The sequence below is a fragment of the Chryseobacterium phocaeense genome (genome assembly GCF_900169075.1).
Taxonomy (GTDB): Bacteria; Bacteroidota; Bacteroidia; order Flavobacteriales; family Weeksellaceae; genus Chryseobacterium; species Chryseobacterium phocaeense.
This window is the reverse complement of sequence record NZ_LT827015.1, coordinates 147,030-164,609: the sequence shown is the minus strand read 5'-3', so window position 1 is coordinate 164,609 and position 17,580 is coordinate 147,030. Positions and strand designations below refer to the sequence as shown.

13 protein-coding genes and 13 tRNA genes are annotated in these 17,580 nt (G+C 38.2%); 1 reads left to right on the top strand and 25 read right to left on the bottom strand.

Annotation, left to right across the window (positions count from 1 at the left end):
• Positions 1 to 1,103: 1,103 nt before the first annotated feature.
• The 3 genes from B7E04_RS07595 to B7E04_RS07585 form a co-directional block, all read right to left on the bottom strand.
• Positions 1,104 to 1,325 carry a phosphate ABC transporter substrate-binding protein gene (locus B7E04_RS07595; RefSeq protein ID WP_080778113.1) on the bottom strand — a complete coding sequence of 74 codons (222 nt, stop codon included), beginning with the start codon at positions 1,323 to 1,325 and terminating at the stop codon, positions 1,104 to 1,106.
• A gap of 76 nt (positions 1,326 to 1,401) precedes the next feature.
• Positions 1,402 to 1,926: a DUF6584 family protein gene (locus B7E04_RS07590; RefSeq protein WP_080778112.1), complete on the bottom strand. Its 525-nt coding sequence runs from the start codon at positions 1,924 to 1,926 to the stop codon at positions 1,402 to 1,404.
• A 317-nt stretch (positions 1,927 to 2,243) separates the two neighbouring features.
• Complete coding sequence (locus B7E04_RS07585) at positions 2,244 to 3,761, bottom strand: TROVE domain-containing protein (RefSeq protein ID WP_080778111.1); 1,518 nt, start codon at positions 3,759 to 3,761, stop codon at positions 2,244 to 2,246.
• Between the two features lie 398 nt (positions 3,762 to 4,159).
• Here B7E04_RS07585 and B7E04_RS07580 point away from each other — a divergent pair, with 398 nt between their 5' ends.
• Positions 4,160 to 4,606: a VOC family protein gene (locus B7E04_RS07580; RefSeq protein WP_080778110.1), complete on the top strand. Its 447-nt coding sequence runs from the start codon at positions 4,160 to 4,162 to the stop codon at positions 4,604 to 4,606.
• Between the two features lie 39 nt (positions 4,607 to 4,645).
• Here the strand turns inward: B7E04_RS07580 and B7E04_RS07575 are convergent, their stop codons facing one another.
• From B7E04_RS07575 to B7E04_RS07475, 22 genes are all read right to left on the bottom strand, one after another.
• Positions 4,646 to 5,989: an SWIM zinc finger family protein gene (locus B7E04_RS07575; protein WP_080778109.1), complete on the bottom strand. Its 1,344-nt coding sequence runs from the start codon at positions 5,987 to 5,989 to the stop codon at positions 4,646 to 4,648.
• Between the two features lie 3 nt (positions 5,990 to 5,992).
• Positions 5,993 to 8,689 (bottom strand): DUF6493 family protein, encoded by a 2,697-nt coding sequence (locus B7E04_RS07570; protein ID WP_139785361.1) that lies wholly within the window; start codon positions 8,687 to 8,689, stop codon positions 5,993 to 5,995.
• 751 nt (positions 8,690 to 9,440) lie between these two features.
• The gene (locus tag B7E04_RS07560) at positions 9,441 to 9,992 is read right to left on the bottom strand and encodes a 3'-5' exonuclease (RefSeq protein ID WP_080778106.1); all 552 of its coding nucleotides are present in this window, start codon (positions 9,990 to 9,992) and stop codon (positions 9,441 to 9,443) included.
• Positions 9,993 to 10,074: 82 nt separating this feature from the next.
• Positions 10,075 to 10,620: a 3'-5' exonuclease gene (locus B7E04_RS07555; protein ID WP_080778105.1), complete on the bottom strand. Its 546-nt coding sequence runs from the start codon at positions 10,618 to 10,620 to the stop codon at positions 10,075 to 10,077.
• Between the two features lie 189 nt (positions 10,621 to 10,809).
• Positions 10,810 to 11,373, bottom strand: a complete 564-nt coding sequence (locus B7E04_RS07550; RefSeq protein ID WP_080778104.1) for a metallophosphoesterase — start codon at positions 11,371 to 11,373, stop codon at positions 10,810 to 10,812.
• A 206-nt stretch (positions 11,374 to 11,579) separates the two neighbouring features.
• Positions 11,580 to 12,593, bottom strand: a complete 1,014-nt coding sequence (locus B7E04_RS07545; RefSeq protein ID WP_080778103.1) for an RNA ligase, Rnl2 family — start codon at positions 12,591 to 12,593, stop codon at positions 11,580 to 11,582.
• A gap of 13 nt (positions 12,594 to 12,606) precedes the next feature.
• Positions 12,607 to 12,978, bottom strand: a complete 372-nt coding sequence (locus B7E04_RS07540) for a cyclic-phosphate processing receiver domain-containing protein (RefSeq protein WP_080778102.1) — start codon at positions 12,976 to 12,978, stop codon at positions 12,607 to 12,609.
• Positions 12,979 to 12,987: 9 nt separating this feature from the next.
• Entirely contained in the window at positions 12,988 to 13,764 is a 777-nt protein-coding gene (locus B7E04_RS07535; RefSeq protein WP_080778101.1) for an ATP-grasp domain-containing protein, read from the bottom strand.
• Positions 13,765 to 13,859: 95 nt separating this feature from the next.
• Entirely contained in the window at positions 13,860 to 14,345 is a 486-nt protein-coding gene (locus tag B7E04_RS07530) for a ribonuclease H-like YkuK family protein (protein ID WP_062652930.1), read from the bottom strand.
• Between the two features lie 237 nt (positions 14,346 to 14,582).
• A tRNA-Trp gene (locus B7E04_RS07525) sits at positions 14,583 to 14,653 on the bottom strand.
• Between the two features lie 8 nt (positions 14,654 to 14,661).
• Positions 14,662 to 14,733 (bottom strand) — tRNA-Gln (locus tag B7E04_RS07520).
• A gap of 103 nt (positions 14,734 to 14,836) precedes the next feature.
• A tRNA-Phe gene (locus B7E04_RS07515) sits at positions 14,837 to 14,912 on the bottom strand.
• Positions 14,913 to 15,052: 140 nt separating this feature from the next.
• Positions 15,053 to 15,126 (bottom strand) — tRNA-Leu (locus tag B7E04_RS07510).
• Positions 15,127 to 15,414: 288 nt separating this feature from the next.
• Positions 15,415 to 15,486, bottom strand: a tRNA-Glu gene (locus B7E04_RS07505).
• An 84-nt stretch (positions 15,487 to 15,570) separates the two neighbouring features.
• A tRNA-Tyr gene (locus B7E04_RS07500) sits at positions 15,571 to 15,654 on the bottom strand.
• Positions 15,655 to 16,196: 542 nt separating this feature from the next.
• Positions 16,197 to 16,268 (bottom strand) — tRNA-Asn (locus B7E04_RS07495).
• Between the two features lie 109 nt (positions 16,269 to 16,377).
• Positions 16,378 to 16,451: transfer RNA gene (locus tag B7E04_RS07490), tRNA-Ile, on the bottom strand.
• Between the two features lie 106 nt (positions 16,452 to 16,557).
• Positions 16,558 to 16,629: transfer RNA gene (locus B7E04_RS22115), tRNA-Pro, on the bottom strand.
• 68 nt (positions 16,630 to 16,697) lie between these two features.
• A tRNA-Asp gene (locus B7E04_RS22110) sits at positions 16,698 to 16,768 on the bottom strand.
• Between the two features lie 6 nt (positions 16,769 to 16,774).
• A tRNA-Arg gene (locus B7E04_RS07485) sits at positions 16,775 to 16,847 on the bottom strand.
• An 84-nt stretch (positions 16,848 to 16,931) separates the two neighbouring features.
• Positions 16,932 to 17,005, bottom strand: a tRNA-Lys gene (locus B7E04_RS07480).
• Positions 17,006 to 17,109: 104 nt separating this feature from the next.
• Positions 17,110 to 17,182, bottom strand: a tRNA-His gene (locus tag B7E04_RS07475).
• Positions 17,183 to 17,580: the final 398 nt, after the last annotated feature.

Sequence of the window (17,580 nt, the reverse complement as noted above, 5' to 3'; positions counted from 1 at the left end):
CCGGCATTTTTTAAAAGGTAATGGGACAAGGAAAAAGGGGCTGTCGTTCAGCCGGAGTCGAACCGGATAACCTTGCCGGAGTGACCGGCTTCGCTATTCCTCCCCAGATTTGGTACGATGTATTTTTCCTTTACGACACTTTTATTTTCATATAGTAAAACAAGGCAATAATCGAAAGTGTGTAAGCGTGCTCTAACCAACTGAGCTACTCTTCCTATGTCAGACTGTGTTTTTGTGGAAGAGACGGGACTCGAACCCGTGACCCCGTCGTAATGAGCGAAGTAACACTATTCTACGGCACTTGTTTATTTTTTACAGATAAGGAAACAGGCGAAAAAGAGTCTGCTCTTTCTGAGAGCGTCGTTCTTACCCCTTAAGGGCAGTGAACCGGCAATTCTACATCTGCTTGAGACTTACGTTTCCACTGGAAAACTTTTGCCCGGCCGGGTTTCAATCCGGCTTCGCTGGTTCAGTCGCCCGAATTACGCTACCTTAGGACCGTTAATACGAAGGAACCCTTCTCTACGACACTTATCTGATTATGTTTTTAAATTAAAAGAGGCGAAAGGCGGGAAAACTGCTGTATAAACCATAGGGCTTATTCTGGAGTCGAACCAATTGTAACCGAAGTAAGCTTTCCCTTACGGCACTCTTTATTGAAAGTGAAGGTAGCGAGGTAAAGATCTTTTTTTCTGCGTTTTGCTCTGCCTGCTGAGCTACAATCCCGTTTACAACAGGGAAGGCAGGGATCGAACCTGCGACCTGAACGTTTAACCATCGAAGTATGATCTTAAAACGACACTTCACTTTTTATTTTTTCTATTTTTAAATCAAGGTAATAATGAAAGGATCTTCCGTGCATTTGCTCTACCTTCTGAGCTACCTCTCCTTTACGAGGGAAAGGCAGGAATCGAACCTGCGACCTAATGTTTCTAAATCCCGAAGTATGATCCTGAAACGACACTTGATTATTTTTTAAGCAGGGCATTCAGCCAAACAGAAACTTATGACAGAGCGATACCGTTACGCCATCTGTTTCCAGAGCAGGATTCGAACCTGCATTGTTGCCCCCAACGAAGCACTTCTGCTTTACGGCACCTGCCTTATATTTTATATTGGGTTTTTCTATATTTCTTCCAGTTTCGCTGGTAATTTTTGTGATGAGAATTCACCGTTTCAAAACCATGCGGAAAGCAATATGAACACCCCATTTCATTTCCGTATAACAGTCTTGAGATCTGTGTTCCGGAAATTTTCTCTGGAAAATCAATACACCCGTAGGCGTTGATTCCAAAAGATTTTTTAAATTTTTTAAATTTTTTCATGTATTGAGAATTAACCTCAATACAGTGTTCCTTTAAGACATGGTTTATAAATTTTCATGGTTATTTTTTTTAAATTTTATCTAAATAATAAAGTCAAAAGTTCATAAAGCTTAATCAATCCTAAAACAGGTATTAAAATAATGGTTCCCATCACCAAAAGAATAATTAACTTGCTAAGGTAACTTTCTTTATTTTTTGCTTCTGCTAAGCCCTTTTTATACTTTTCTTTATACTGAGGGATATGATTTGTTTTTTTCAGACTATCAGCTTCGAGTTCTTTTAAAACCTTGCATGCATAATCGCTAAGAATATTCTTATTACCTCTGAAAACAATATCTTTTAAAATAGCATTTCCGGAATAACTTAAACAGCTTTTATAAATTTCCACGGCCCTTTCCATTTCTTTATCTTTAGGCTCTGATAGAATCCAGAACTTACCAGCTTCATCAAGAAATCCTGCATCGTAATAGATCTGTCCTAGCTTTTCTCTTAGTGAAAGATCATCCGGCATCTGATTAATTGCGTTTCTAAGCCTGTCGCATGCTTTTTTCTTTCGACCTTCTTCCAGATCTTTATCGATTTTGTAAAAGATATTCTCCATAATTACAATTAAAAACCAAGCAACTGGCCATAAGAGTTTTGAGTGTATTCAAATTAAAAGTTTGACGATGAAACTCTTCATGTACGGCATTGGTTTGTATTACCGGGCGATATGGCAGAAAGACTTAGTTTCAATTGGAAGTCGAAGAAGTTCTTTCCTTACGGCACCGGATGAATAACAATGCAAAGTTATTTGTACAGTGCGCATTCTTTTTACGCAGCTGATTTTTATTTTTATTTTTATTTTTATTTAAAAGCAATCATCATTCATCACTCATCAATTATCAATTATCAATTATGATTAAAAAGCAGTGCCTTTTACAGCACTACTTTTTTAATCATCTGAACGGCAGATTTTTTGTTTTCCAAAGCATTCAATACATCAAAAACTTTGTCTGACCAGCCTGCAATAAGATATACATCATTTTGTCTGATATCTAAAGGCTGCCTTCCATAACCCGCCAGATCGAAAATATATAATTTAGCCTCCCGAGCGATACTTTTATAGCGCTTCCAGGAATCTTCAATCGTATTTCTGGTTCCGTTGCTGTTCCACAGCTGAGTATCGGTAAAGATCATGATTTTATCCGTTTTCTCTCTTTTACTGATCAGATCTTCAATGACCAGATAGCCGTTGGTGGAATATCCTACTTCACCTTCACGCTTGTAAAACTCGTTAACGTTTCTCAAAATTCCGTTTTTAGGCATAGGAACCCTCTTCCAGCTATCACCGAACATACCCGTAATCACATTTTTACATTGTGACTGAAGGATCATCGACATCAACAAACCGATATCATACAGCAAAATCTTGCTTTTTGGAGAAACCGCCTTCTGCATCGAACCTGAAACGTCTGCCGCAATAACTACTGAGGTCTCAAAGCCAAAACCTTTGATGTTTTTTGCACTCACAGTTACTGCGTCTTCCAGCGCTTCCAAAACTGAGGACAAATAAGGAGAGTTCATTGCAGCCAATTCCCTGTATGCTGCTAAAAACCTGAACGGAAGCTGCTTTGAGTTCAGTACTGCTTTTTCACTGGACAAATAGCTGCATACTTTATAGATAGCATCTGAAGAGACACCTGCTTCCAGAATATTTCTGAGGTTTCTCAAAGTCGCCATATATCCCAGCTTATTACTCAGGATCAATTCTTCCCATTTGTTTTTAAAAGCCAGTTTTTTTTCCGCATCAGTTGCAAATTTTGTCTGCCCTAAAACTGAAAGCTCTACTTCCCAGGTGTAAGGAGTTTCCAGTGCATCTCCCACAATTTTGTTGAAAACTGCCTGCTGGTTTTCATCCTTTGCTTTCGGGTGAACCAGGAATAAAGCATCCTTTAGCGTAACTTCAGCTTTCCTGTTGTATTTCGCAAACTGGTATTCATCAAATTTATTGAAAGACTTTGCAAGACCTTTCTGGATCTGCTTGGAAAGTTTGTTCAGCTTTTTGGTTTCAGTTCTTTGGTTAGCACTTTGGTAGTAGGCCAAAAGCTCGGTAATTTCATCCGCTCTCTGAACAACACCATCAACCGTTCTGCTCACCAGATCAGTACCCGAAGCCTGCTTGGCCAGCTCGGCAGTCAACACCAAAGGAATTGAACGGAGGTACATATCTTTTCTGGCATAAACCGCCAGTTTAGCTACAAATTCAGGGTCATTCTTTTTGATCAGAGACTGAATTCTCTGTAATCTGTCATTTCCTTTTTCATAGGAAGTATCAGACAATCCTGTTGTAACAACAGCACTGTATAATTCTTCAGCAGGCGACATGGTAAATGCTTTTGCCCCTTCGTAGTTCATTACGGTATTTTTCTCTTTCTTTAAAAAATTAAATTTCATGAGTTACTGTTTTTTGTTAAACGTGGTAGAGGATTATCATACCTCCTGATTTCTGATGCAAAGTAAAAACAGTATTGCGCAATGTTTCTGCGTAGAAAATATTTGTTTAAAAAAATAATTTTTTATTGAAAAAGAAGGCTACTATTTCCAATAGGTTTTGGTTAAAGCCGATGAATGGATTATCTTTTGTAAGGTGGGCTAAAGCCCACCCCTATTGAATTTTAGATGCTTGATTTAATCATTTAATCATTTAATCATTTAATCATTTAATCTTTTAATCTTTTAATCTTTTAATAATCCAATAAACTCTCCCTATCATTCATTTTCACTAAAGAAATCAAAGATCTTCTCTTTTTAAACAGGCATGGTATAGCTTTGTGTACATTAAAACTGAGGTTATGATCAAGGGATTATATGAAACCCATATTCAGGTGAGCGATCTGGAAAATTCTGTAAAGTTTTATACTGAAATATTAGGTTTGAAACTGGCTCACAGGGATGAGACCCGCCCTATCGTATTTTTATGGATCGGGGATGAAAAAGAATTTATGCTTGGATTGTGGGAACAGAAAGAAAACCTGCAGCCAAGGCATTTTGCGTTTTCAAGCAGTACAGAAGATATTTTAAATTATTCCGTTGATTTTCTCAAAAATAAAGACCTGAAGCCTTACAATTTCCTGAAAGACGGTATGGACCAGCCTATGGTTTTTGCCTGGATGCCTGCACTGGCCATTTATTTCAACGATCCGGACGGTAACCAGCTTGAATTTATTTCTATTCTCGAAGGTGAAGGCAGGCCGGAACTGGGCGTGATTACGTATGAAGAATGGATAGAGCAGCAATAATAAAAAGGACAGCCTGGTATTACAAGCTGTCCTTTTGACTCAGGTAAGAATTAATTTCTTTACGGCGAGAACATGTTTGCATGGTCCCCTTTCACCCTGGTATTTACTGAACCATTCGCAGGTGCAACGTTCCTTATCAGGACTTATGATCACCGTATGATGTACACCGGTACCCTCTACTCTGGCTTCTGTTCTGGCTTCTGTTTTATTTAAAATTTCAACTTTTCCTTCTTCAATAAGCTTTTCGGCATTCTTCATCCGTGGATTTAAACCGATAATCCGTTCAAGTTTAAAAGGCAGTCTCCGGTAGAAAAATCCGTTTTCATCAAGATCATACCCCAAAAGCCCCATAGCAGCGAGCCTCCCGGTAAGGTTATCCGTTTTCTGAAGACTGATATTTTCATCCAAAGCAAACGCTGACGGATTAAAGAACTGATTGGCATACGCATATTTATCCAGCGCGTCAATCCATTCATCAGAAATATCATCAATCAGGCTGTCCAGGACCGCTCCTTCTCCGGAAAACCCTCTCCAGGAATCTCTTGACAATGAAAAAATGAACCTTATGTTTCCCATATACAGCTGCCACGTGGTAGACTGCATATCTGAATGCGGAAAAACATTCATCTGGTCAATATACGGAAGAAGGGGCTCAAGCAGCCGAAGCCGGTGAAGGCCTCCGATGCAAACTGCATCCGCTGATTTTACGGGTGAAAACATAGGCTTATTCCCCCTGATTATCAAATAATAATCAGATTTTACAGCTCCTTTCGGAATTCCCCTGAAAAGCTGCTGGGTCTGGATTTTATTGAAAGAATGAAGCTTTTCTGATTGTGAGAGATAAATCTGAACGGTACTCAACCCTTTAATCCATTTTACAGGCAATGGAACCTTACGTTCCACCACTTTTTTTTCATCTTTATAAAGCCCGACTTCTTTTTCGCCCACAGAAAGCATGATCCTTTCATTGGGACGGATACTTCCCAGTGCCGTGATCATAGGTTGGTTAAAATCCACATTGGTGGTTCCGTTTTCCATAAACTCGCCATGCAGGCCTTCGGGTATTACATCTACCCTTGCATACACACCTGCACAATGTGAGAATCCTTCAAACCTCAGCCTGCTGTTTCCAGCCGTTACGATGGGATCTTTCAGCAATGCCATCTGAAACGGTGACAGGTTAAAGCTTGATTTCACAATATTGGAAAGCGTAATCAGGCATCTGGCCAGTATAAAAGGCTGACAAACGTCTCCCCAGAAAAAGCAGGGAGCATCTGTATTCTTCTGAATTTCGCTGTACCTGGACAGAAACAGTTCTTCAGATGCCTCATTTTTTATCAAAGCCGATGGTCTCTGATAATTGTAAATAAGCGTATCTTCCATATTCTATTTTTTTAGAAGAAGATTGCAGATTTTTTTCAGACTGGAGTTTTCTTTCCAGGTATTCAGTTTTTCTTTTAAGTTTTTATCGGCCTCAGATTGATTTAAGGCTAAAACCTCGTGGTAAATATCCAATATTTTTTTCAGATTGGTCACCGGGGTTTCCATCTGTAGAAGAATATGGGCCAGCAGCTGTTCGAGGGCCAGGTTATGGTCTTTGCTGACATTAAGCATCTGGTGCTGTACAATATCCGTAAAGCGTTTTATAGGCGCCCATTCAAGTTTTTCATGAAGACCTATTACTCTGCCGAGCTCAGCATTATCCATTACTTTATGAGATACATGTTCCAGCCAGATTTCAGCGGCAGTTCCCCGGATCACTTTGTCTCCATCTAGAAAGACCGTTCCCAAAAACAGTAATCCCATTGCATCCAGAGGTTTTTTCATCTGGTGCAATGCCTGCGCGGTACTCAGAACCAGGTTTCTTTCATAAACCTCAGCAAGCCCTGAATAGAACAGACAGTATTTGACGATCTTTGCAAAAACATTCCCAAGGGTATTGGGAAAGCTCCACATAAAGGAAGGAATCTCAGCAAAGTGTTTTTGTTCTGCAATAAAGTATTCAAGGAAAAGGGGATGCTGCCTTTTTTTCAGATGATATTTCGGAACACTGATATTGAGTTCAACGGGATAGTAGGAATTTTTTTTGCTGTCGATGGTTTTCCAGTCATAAATTCCGGAAAGAAATTCTTCAGGAATATCATCATAGCCAAAGTCCTTAAATTCTTCAAAAACTTTCCCCGGCGAGCATGTAATTCCGGCCGTCATCCACCACGAAGGATGTTCAAATTTCCCTTTCGGGGCGGGATTTTTATTAAAAAAGAAAAGAAGCAGGTCTTTGTATTCACCTTTTAATTTTTCCTCAACCTGCTGCAAAGCGTCTGATGTTTTTTCCAGTGAACAACGCTGAAGGGCAAGCTGCATATCAAGATCTTTGGGTTCCGTATCAGTATTCTGGTAAATTTCCAGCCTTTCTACCAATGCTTCCGGGCTTACCCAGCACGGTTCATGGGTTACGGTAGAGAGAAGCGGCGTCTGATCTCCCAAAGTGATTTTTTCAAAAACAAGTACCGCAATACGTTTAAAGGGTTCCATAGCCAAACCTCCTGCATAAATATCTTTAAGAGGCCCCAGCTTCTTATGGTAACTGGAATACACTTCTCTGGTGGCTTCATCTTCGCAGGTTCTTTTGTAGATTTTCTCCAGATTCTTAAGCTGAACCGGAAATTTATCCAACAACAAAAGTCCGTAATTGATGATCAGATTACACAGAAGCACATTAAAATGATGAACTTCCCATTTCGCAACGGTTTTACATGCTTTTTGAAATACGGGTTCGAAAAGTTTTACAGATCCTTCATCTGCCTCATTTGCAAAACGGATCAATCCATCCAGTGCCAGATCATAGTACCAGGTCCCGGGATTTTCTATGGCCTGCGGAAGGAAAAACATCAGGTCTTCAAAGCTTTCAGGCTTCTGAATACGGCTTTCCTCACTGATCAGTTCCAGCTTTTCCGGCTCTACAGCGTCCAATTCCAACGGTCTGTTCTCAATATACTGAACCAGTCCGGGTCTTACATTTGCCAATATATTGTCGGCATAATGGGACAAAGCTTCCTTGATTTCTTCAGAAACGGGAACATATTTCAAAATAACTTTTGCCGCTTTGGTCTGAATACTTTCATCTTTGCTTACAAATGCAGCGCTTAATGCCAATCCGAGATTATCAGTGTCTTTTTTTCTTTTCTGGAAAATTCTTTCTGTAACGGTAAGACTGGCTGCCACTACGGTTTTCACTTCGGAGCTTAATAAATTCGGAAGAAAGTGAGAGAACTCACCCGTTCTGAATTCCGGATCTGCAACTATTTTTTTCAGATGGGCCAGCATGGTATTTACTGCTTTTGACTGAACAGAGGCCAGTCCTGCCATCAGCTCATCCTGAAGCAAAATCAGCTCGTCATCAGAAGGCTTCAATGCATTGAATGCATCCATAAACCATCCGGTTACATTTTTATTAAAATTTCTGTTAGCTGCGAGCAGACATTCCTTTAGAAATCTTTTTCTTTCAATTTTATTTTCAGCAATCAGTTTCTGAACCACCGGAAACCATTCTCTTTGAAACGGAAGGGATTTCGACGGAAATTCACACATGTACCAAAAATGGGTTTCAAGGGTCTCCGGATTTTTTTCCAGTTCATGGGGCTGAAGGCTTAAGTGATAGCCAAGCAACTCAGGTCTGGGCTGTACGTAGCCTTTTTCGGCCCATCCAAGAATATCCTGATAGTTAAATGCAGTAAATTCGGCTTCAACAGAATCATTAATAAAATCTGAAAACCAGGGTGGACATCCCCATTCCAGTATTTTAGAGGTCTGCTCTTTGTCTCTGAAAAAGCTCCAGTAATCTTTCCCGTAATGCTTCTGATCCATACAGACAAATGATGCGATATCAATAATAGAATGCTGATCAGCAGAGCCGGCAGTATGATAGGAGTTTTTCGTCATTATGATCTTACTGATCTCCCTGTCCAGTTTTTTTATTGTAGGTATCAGGGCTTTCCTTTCTTCATGGCTGAGCTGTTTCAGAAAGGGGATGATTTCATGTGCTTTTTCCTCATTAAGGATCTCATAAAGTCTTTCTTTCATTTGTTTTAATTTGATAATAATTTTTTTCAGGTTATTTTCGTTTTTTGTCATGCTTTTAGTCTCCCTGCAACAGCCTGATCAGTTTGTGACTGATTAAGATGTGACAGTTCATTATATATCTCAAAAAGTTGTTTAAGGATTTTAACAGTTTGCTAAGAAAACTGAGAGGCAATATGTAAAAGCCCGGAGCCAGTTTTCCGTATTGCTCATGGGTCTGACCGGAAACCGAAAGGGTAAGCTCAGAGCCGTGATTATGCCTCCAGTCATTATTTAAAAATTTCTTGACAATGACGGAAGTTTTTTGTATTTCTTTTGGGGTCAGCTTTCTAAAAAAAAGAATTATTTCTTTGATTTTATCATTTAAATAAATCCTCTTCAATTCATCTTCACTAAGCATAATTCCACTGTTGAACGACTAAAATAGCAAAAAAATAAATGTCGAAATTGAATTATCCCTTTAAAGTGAGTTTTTTAACAAAAAATTATGCTTTCTGAAGCAGTTCAGCCCGGATTTCTGAATAAAAGTTAAAAGAAATTTTTGCTGTCACAGAAAAAAGCGTTGGTATCTATTTTTTATTTTTTGGTGTATTGCAAAGACGCAAAAGATTTATTTTCATACTGCTTTAAGGCGCAAAAAAATTCAAAGATCTGCTGCTATTTTTAATGAAAGTTAAGATTATTTTTTCTGCTATATCAATAAAAAACTCCCTTTCTGAGAAGGGAGTCATTGGTAGACTGTTATATTTTTATACTAGTACTGTCTTAAGCACCAGTGCAGGATTTTTGCAATATTCTTTGCATCATCCACGCCTCTGTGGTGGGTACCTTCCAGTTTAAGGTTAAGCTCACCTAAAGCCCTGCTCATGCCCACACTTTTTCTCACTGTGGGATGCAGCTGGCCAAATAAGGTCTTTACATTGATATGGTCATCGCTTAACGGATAATCCAGATTGAATCTTCTGGCCTGATTCTGCAGCATATTCAGGTCATAGTTTCCGTAGCTTGCCCACGTAAGATCTTCAGAGTCGTATTCTGCCCTAAGGATATCCAGTGCATCTTCCAGCATAATGCCTTCGCTATCCAGCATTTCCTGGGTGATGGAGGTGAGCTCCGTACAGAACGGGCTTACCTTTGAGTACAAGGATTTTATTAAAATCCCTTCATTCTTTGAGACCATACCTGTTGCGGCATTCATGATGCATACTCCTATTTCGATGATCTCGCTTTCCTGGCCTCTTGGCGGCCTGTCATTCCAACAGGTAGCTTCAAGATCTATGATTAATATATTTTCTGTTGTTTTCATTTGTTTATCAATTTAATGTTCGGGAAGATGGAAGATAGTAGTAGATTTTATTTATTTTCCGTTTAAACTTCCCTGTTACTGATTACTCCAAAATTTTCCGTAAAATTCTGGCGGCATTGTAAGCATCGTCTGCTCCGCTGTGATGGTTTCCTTCAAAATCCATCTTGAGATGGTTCAGGGCTCTTTTCAGCCCTATTAATTTATGCAGTCTGAAATGGTCTCTGAACTCTTCCATCACATTGAGATAATTTCCTCCGAAGGGGATCTCTATTCCAAGCCAGTCGCACTGCTCGAAAACCTGTTCCCTGTCGAAGTTCCCATAACCGGCCCAGGTAAGCCGTTCTGCATGATATTCTTCCCTGATTTTTTCACAGGCTTCCTCAAAATAGATTCCTTTTTCTTCAATCAGTTCAGGAGTAATTCCGGTCAGTTTTGTGCAGAAGTCATTAATTTCTGATCTTTCCGGTATTACATAGATGCTTTGTTTTTGGGAAATAGCTTTAGATTTTAAATCCAGCTTACAAATTCCTATTTCTATAATATCGACTTTTTGTCCGGCCGGAATTCTGTCATTTTCCCAGCATGTGGCCTCCAAATCGATGATTAATATTTCATTGGTTGTTTTCATTTAATTATTTTTATTCTACATTTTTTTCATTCATCTGCATATCGTTTTATGGGTTTGGAGGAGACGTGGGAAGGATTACCCTTAAAGAAGAATTGCTGTAACTGCTAAAGTTATGCAAAGGTAAAATCATCAGTACGCATTCTATTTACGCAGAAAAAATAATTATATAAAATTCCCGAAAAAACATTTTTAGTTTCTTACTGCAAACGGCGGCGTCCACTTCTTGCGTTTCATTATTTCTTTAACTTCTTCGTAGGAGATCGGGTAAAAATTATGGCAGTCTACTCCTACATCGAAGCTTAAAGCCATTTCATCATCCGGTAATGTTCCGTGTGAGTGCCCGTAGAGCTGCCAGACCCCTCGGTATGAGCCGTTCCAGCTTCGCATGGCGTAGTGCAGAAGAATGATTTTCTGTTTACCATTGGTGTTTTCCGGTTCATCGATTTTCAGTTCATGATAATCTCGTATGGAGTCAAATCTTTTGGGATATGTGAGGGCAGCGCCTTCATGGTTCCCTTTGATCAGATGGATTTTACCGTTCAGCCTGTCCAGAATTTCTTTGGTGAAATCCGGTTTTCCTAAACTGATATCGCCAAGATGATAGACCGTATCATTGATCCCGACCTTTTCATTCCATCTCCTGATCAGCTCTTCATTCATATGATCCAGAGATTCGAACGGACGTTCTGAAAATTTTATAATATTGGCATGACCGAAATGATGGTCTGCCGTAAAAAATATATTTGGTTTCATTTTTTAATAATTTGTTTGTTAATTTTTTTCGTTCAATTTTTTGACCACTGATTCCACAGATTTTCACAGATGAGTGTGCCTATTTGTGGAAAATATTTGTGCTGTTCATGTTTAAGGTAATTTTGTCTTAAAAGATTTTTTGTTTTCTGCACAATTATATCCTTAGTTTTTAAACATAAAAAAGTTCCGGTAAAATATACCGAAACTTAGACTTTAAGAGTCATGAACTCTTCTTTTATACAATGAATAACCAAAGTATTCAATTTTTTATTGATCCTTTTCTGTTCTTCTTTTTCTATTGAAGTGAAAGCTGCAGGGAAATCCTTTCCAAAATCTTCCAGAATATCATGTGCAAAAAGGCCAATCACCTTACCCATCATACCGGGATGAAATTCGCCAATCTTGCTTACTACATTATTCAGCCTGTTTGCGGTAACGTATTTTTGGATTTCTTCCCAAATATTTCCGGCAGTGTCACTGAAACGGACCTGTTCCTTCACGGGTCTGTATTTTTTAACCATTTTGGATTTTTCGGTCCATTTTTCATTCTTATTTTTCAGAATGACCCTTGAACCGTTTCCAAAATATCTGGTTTTCAAAGTTTTGACAATGGTTCCTTCGCAGATATTATCCTCAATTTCAGGCAGACCAAGCCAACCCGGAATTTTGGTATCAAAAACATTCGGGAACTTCAAAGCTTCTTCCAGTGAGCCCTGGAACACTATTTTAGCATAGAAAAAACCGGTTTCCTCAAAAATCTGATTCACCAAATCCGTATCCAGATAAGTGGTTCCGTTCAGCTTAATATCGAAAGCGTAAAATTCATTATGAGGGGCATATTCAATCCCTTTTTGCACTTTGACCGCATTTTTTACGGGCTCTACTTCCTTATGCTTGTATCCTCCGCCGAATAATTCGCCGTAAATCACAACAGTTTCCGTTTGAGGATGCATGTTTTTAACTGTTTGGAACAGATCCATCACATTTTTCCTGTAGCGTTCCAATACCTGATGGGCATTGAAAAACTTTTCATCTTTTTCAATAAAAGCGGTTCTTTTTCCGATCTTAATTTCCTTTCCGTCGGTAAAGAAAGAGAAATTTGCCCCGTGAACCTTTTCCTGCACTACGAAAACCTCATCCCCAAAACCCTGAAGCCTGATCTGATCTATCATGCGGGTCTGGTAAGCGTTTTCTATAGTGTTGTATGTTTTGAAAATCATTTCTTTTTAATTTTTAATAGTTTTTAAAGTTGTTCAAAAGGCTTTCAATGTTTTGTTTTCCAACCGGATTCATAAAGTGACAGTAGAATTTTGGCAGATCTAAATAATGATCCATGCAATATTCTACGAGCCATTTGGCACAGTCATATCCTTTTTTTTCAACAAATTCTTGAGAATCCTGTTCCAGATAATGTTCATCTGCCAGATCATGGTCAAAAGAAATCATTTCCGGAAGTCCTTTTTCCAGAATCCTGTTGACAAACTGATCGTAATTCCGAACAATATGCCAGTCCTTTCTGAGGAAAACATCCTGTCTGGAATAATGATACGCTTCAACCGGGTATCTTATATCATCCAGAAACAATAATCTTTTTGTTATTTCCATCTTATTTTTTTAATTAGAAAAGTAAATATTCAATGCTTTGATAACACTTTTCACATTTGTATTGGGATAAAACCCGGAACTGTTAATACAGTTTATTTCTACAATTTTCCAGCCTTCATCCGTTAAGCAGATATCCATTACGAAAGCCTTTTCAAGATTAAAAAGTTTGATCATTTCATTGGCAAAAACAAGTCCGTCTTCTGAAACCTTCTCTTCAAAAGGAGCATTATCATTAAATTTATAGTATCCTCCATCGATTATCTGTCCGCCTATAATCCAAAGTCTTGCTTCTTTTATGGTACATTTTGCTTCTGAAACCTGAACCATTGAATCACCCGTAATTCTATTAGATTGATTTTCGATTGATTCAAAAACGAAATCTTTCCATTCTATTTCCGTGAAAACTCTTCCTGTAAAAATTTTAGCTTCGTTGTAAGGCTTAATAAATTTTATTTCATTATTCTTCCAAACAAGGTCTTCTGAAATTTTATGAACAGAAACTTTATAATTAAGGAGATTTTCTCCATAAAATCTGGAATACACTTCATACAAATGATTACCCCCATAAAAAGAACCAGGAAACCACTCTGAATTCTGTTTTGCCAGTCTTGCTATCGTTACAGAACCGTATACAAAAACATCCTTCCGGTCTGTTTTAAAGTCTATTTTCTCTGCTGTTGGTGGAATATTAATTACTTCATAATCAATATTTAATTCCTCCAATACATTAAAAATTCTGTAATTATCCGGATCTAAATAGACATTGGCCTGAATTAAAAAATACATGGTTATCAGTTTTTATTTGTTTTTTCACAGTTTGAAATTTCCAGTACTTTTCTCCATTAATAAGTAAACTGTTTTCATTTTTTTAAATTAAAAGATTACACCATCATATCAGCACAATTAGAGCTTGCAAAGGCATACGGTTTTGCCTTAAACACATACCCCATTCCCAGGATATAGCCCATCGCATCCTTCAATGCGGCATTTGACTTGAAATCCGGGTCGGTATTAATGTCTGCGTGTACCTCCATTTCTACTCCATAAGCATCCAGAATGGCACAGATAGCGTAGGCAATTTCTACGGATCTGTTTACCTCATTCAGCATTCTTTCTTTGATACTGATTTTCTGTATTTCTCTTTCTTTTCTGATAAAGGTAAACGCTCCTTTTCCTTCCCGAACAAATACAATGGCCGTGGCATAGCTGATGGCGTCGCCATACACGTGGGAATCTGAACCCACACATACTTTCAGTCGGTGGCCGTTAGCCTGTTCGCGGATAATGGCTTCTTCTACCAGCTGCGTGATAGGTTTCAGGAAAAAATTTCCTTTCATATTCTGCCATACTTCTTGTTGCGTTTCCATTTTTTCTACATATTTTAGGTTGATTTTTATTTGTCAATGGTGAATGGTCAATTCGTTTTACCTGTCAATATTAAATTCATCTGCGAAGCAAAATTTACTGTTGCCATTGTATTTTGTGAATGGTCAATGGTCAATTCGTTTAACTTGTCAATTTTAAATTCATTTGCGAAGCAAAATTCACTATTCACTATTCACTATTCACTATTCACTATTCACTATTCACTATTCACGTTTTTGCACTCCGAACAGGACTCGAACCTATACCATCAGTTTTGGAGACTGAGATGCTGCCATTACACCATCAGAGTAATTTTTGTTGATTCATCAGGACTCGAACCTGAACAACAAGAGTCAAAGTCTTGTGTGCTGCCAATTACACTATGAATCAATATGATGAGTAATAAGTAATGGGTAATGAGTAATCCAGAGGTCAATTTATTATTTCACAATCGAGCCATATCATTCATTGCTCATTACTTATTATTCATGTTTGGTGGAACAGACAGGAATCGAACCTGTACCTTTAGTTTTTCAGACTAACGTGCAGACCAGCTACACCACTCTTCCCGGTTTATGAGTAATAAGTAATGGGTAATAAGTAATTAATTCACTTAATGACTATTTCACAATGGAGATCCGTTATCCCGACTACTTATTACTTATTACTTATTACTTATTACTTATTACTTATCATTTATATTAATGTGTACGGAAAGAGGGATTCGAACCCCCAAAACCCTGAGCCTAAATCAGGTGTGTCTACCATTTCCACCATTCCCGCGTTTTTTTATGAGTAATGAGTGATTAGTAATCAGTAATTAATTCACTCATTGACTATTTATCATCAGTCAAATTACTTATTGCTCATTACCCATTACTTATCAATCAAGGTCAGAGAAAGCCTGTCTGTATACAACTATGCCTGTTAGTGTCTGTAAGATCTTCTGCGCCTGACAAACTTTTCTCTTTCCTGTTTTTCTGTGAATGATCAGCGGATCAATTGTGTTTCCTCAATCTGAACTTTCATGGTATTCATTATTCATCATTGATTTTTGACCATTCACGTTTGTATTCCATAAGGGAATCGAACCCTTGTCGTCCGGTAGAAAGCCGGATGCACTTACCGCTATGCTAATGGAACATGTAAACCGACCAACCAGGAATCGAACCTGAACAACAAGAGTACTTTTCCTGCATGCTGCCATTACATTATCGGCGGTTTTTGTGGAAGTAGCAGGATTCGAACCTGCTCAGCAGTGAAGCAACAGATTTACAGTCTGCCCCGACTCTCCAACTTCGGCGTACTTCCAGTATAATGAGTAATGAGTAATTAGCAATAAGTAATTTTATAAGCGATAAGTGATAAATGATGATTGATTAATAATACTGATCTTATTTAATCACTTCTAACTTCTAATCTCTAATTTCTCTGTTGTGAAGAAAAACAAAGCCTGTCTTTATTTTTAGTTTGATATAAGAACTTCTACGCTCGACAAACTTTTACTTTTCTCCGGAACTAACTCTCATTTTAGTTATTTGAGATGGTTATGGATTGTTCATAAACATTTTTATTTTTTATCTGAATTCACGAATGCTGCGCATTTCAAAACCCACTCAGTTTTCACAACGGTTTTGCAGACCGCCCCGACTCTTCCACTTCGGCGAACCATCGAATTATAAATGATGATTGATAATTGATCAATGATACTGCTCTCATTTAATCACTTCTAACTTCTAACTTCTCATAAAAAAGAAAAAGGCTGTCGGTATTTTCCGTATTTGGCGTAAAGATCTTCTGCTCTTGACATACCTTTTTTCTCTTCTTTTGAAACAATTAACATTTAGTTTTTGCGATTTTGGAAAGACTCGAACTTTCAACTTCCGGTTTAACAGACCGGTGCTCTGCCATTGAGCTACAAAATCTTTTGATGTGAATAGTAAATGGTCAATTGTCAATCCGTTTTACCGTCAATTTTTAAATTCACTTGCGAAGCAAAATTCACTATTCACTCTTTCATTTTTCATCTTTTTGTAATTTCGGAAGGACTCGAACCTTCAGCCTCCGGTGTATCAGACCGACGCTCTAACCACTTGAGCTACGAAATCTTTTATGTGAATGGTCAATTGTCAATCTGTTTTACTGTCAATCTTAAATTCACCTGTGAAGCAAAATTCACTTTTCATCATTCACTTTTGTCCTCAACAAAACTTGTCTGGAAAATAGGATTCGAACCTATGGCCTCCCGCGTCCAAGGCGGGTAAACAACCACCGTTATCTTTCCAGTTTTTAAGATTCACTTCCAATTCCGTTTCCGGGAGACAGCCGGAGCTGAATTTTTCCGTGAATCCTTGCGGTCTATGCGAGAATCGAACTCGCGGTGCCCAAGAGACAGTCGGGCAGGTTACCATTACCTCAATAGACCTTTTTGTGATCCCGACTGGATTCGAACCTGTAACCCTGGGTTTAGAAAACCCATGCTCTATCCATTGAGCTACGGAACCGTTTTTAGTTTTGTGAATGGTCAATTGTCAATCCGCCTTCTTTGTTAATTTTTAAATTCAACATTGACTATTCACTCTTAATTGTAATCCCAGAAAGATTTGAACTTTCAACCCCCGGTTTAAAAGACCGGTGCTCTAACCAGTTGAGCTATGAGATTGTTTTTTAATGTGAATGGTCAATTGTCAATTTGCTTCGCCTGTCAATTTTACATTCACCATTGACCATTCACATTTCACAAAATTCATCATCCACTTGTATTTTGGGTATCTTCGGGGATCGAACCCTGTTCTCCGGTTCCACAGACCGGCGCTTTACCAAATAAGCTAAAGAAACCATAAAAAAAAGCACCTCTTTTCGGGAGGTGCTGTATATATTTTGACGTGTCAGATCATTGAGACCTACGTATATAAGCACCTTTTATGTATAAATTCCTGATCCAGAATACTGCATGCATATCCTTTCGGCCCCTGTCCGAGTAGTCTTGAATCCATATTAGATATGTTATGTAATTGTTTCATTATATTTTTGTTTAAAAAGTTTTTGAATCCTGAAAACCTGTTGCTTTCAATTTTCGGTTGCAAAGTAAGGATGAAAATTTTTAACCTGCAAATTTATTTTTCATTTAAGTCATTGAAAACCAAATAATTAAACTCAATTTTTAACACAAGAAGTATCTGTCCGCAATATCCTGCAGATCTCTTAAATACCTAAATGACTGTCTCTCATCGGGTT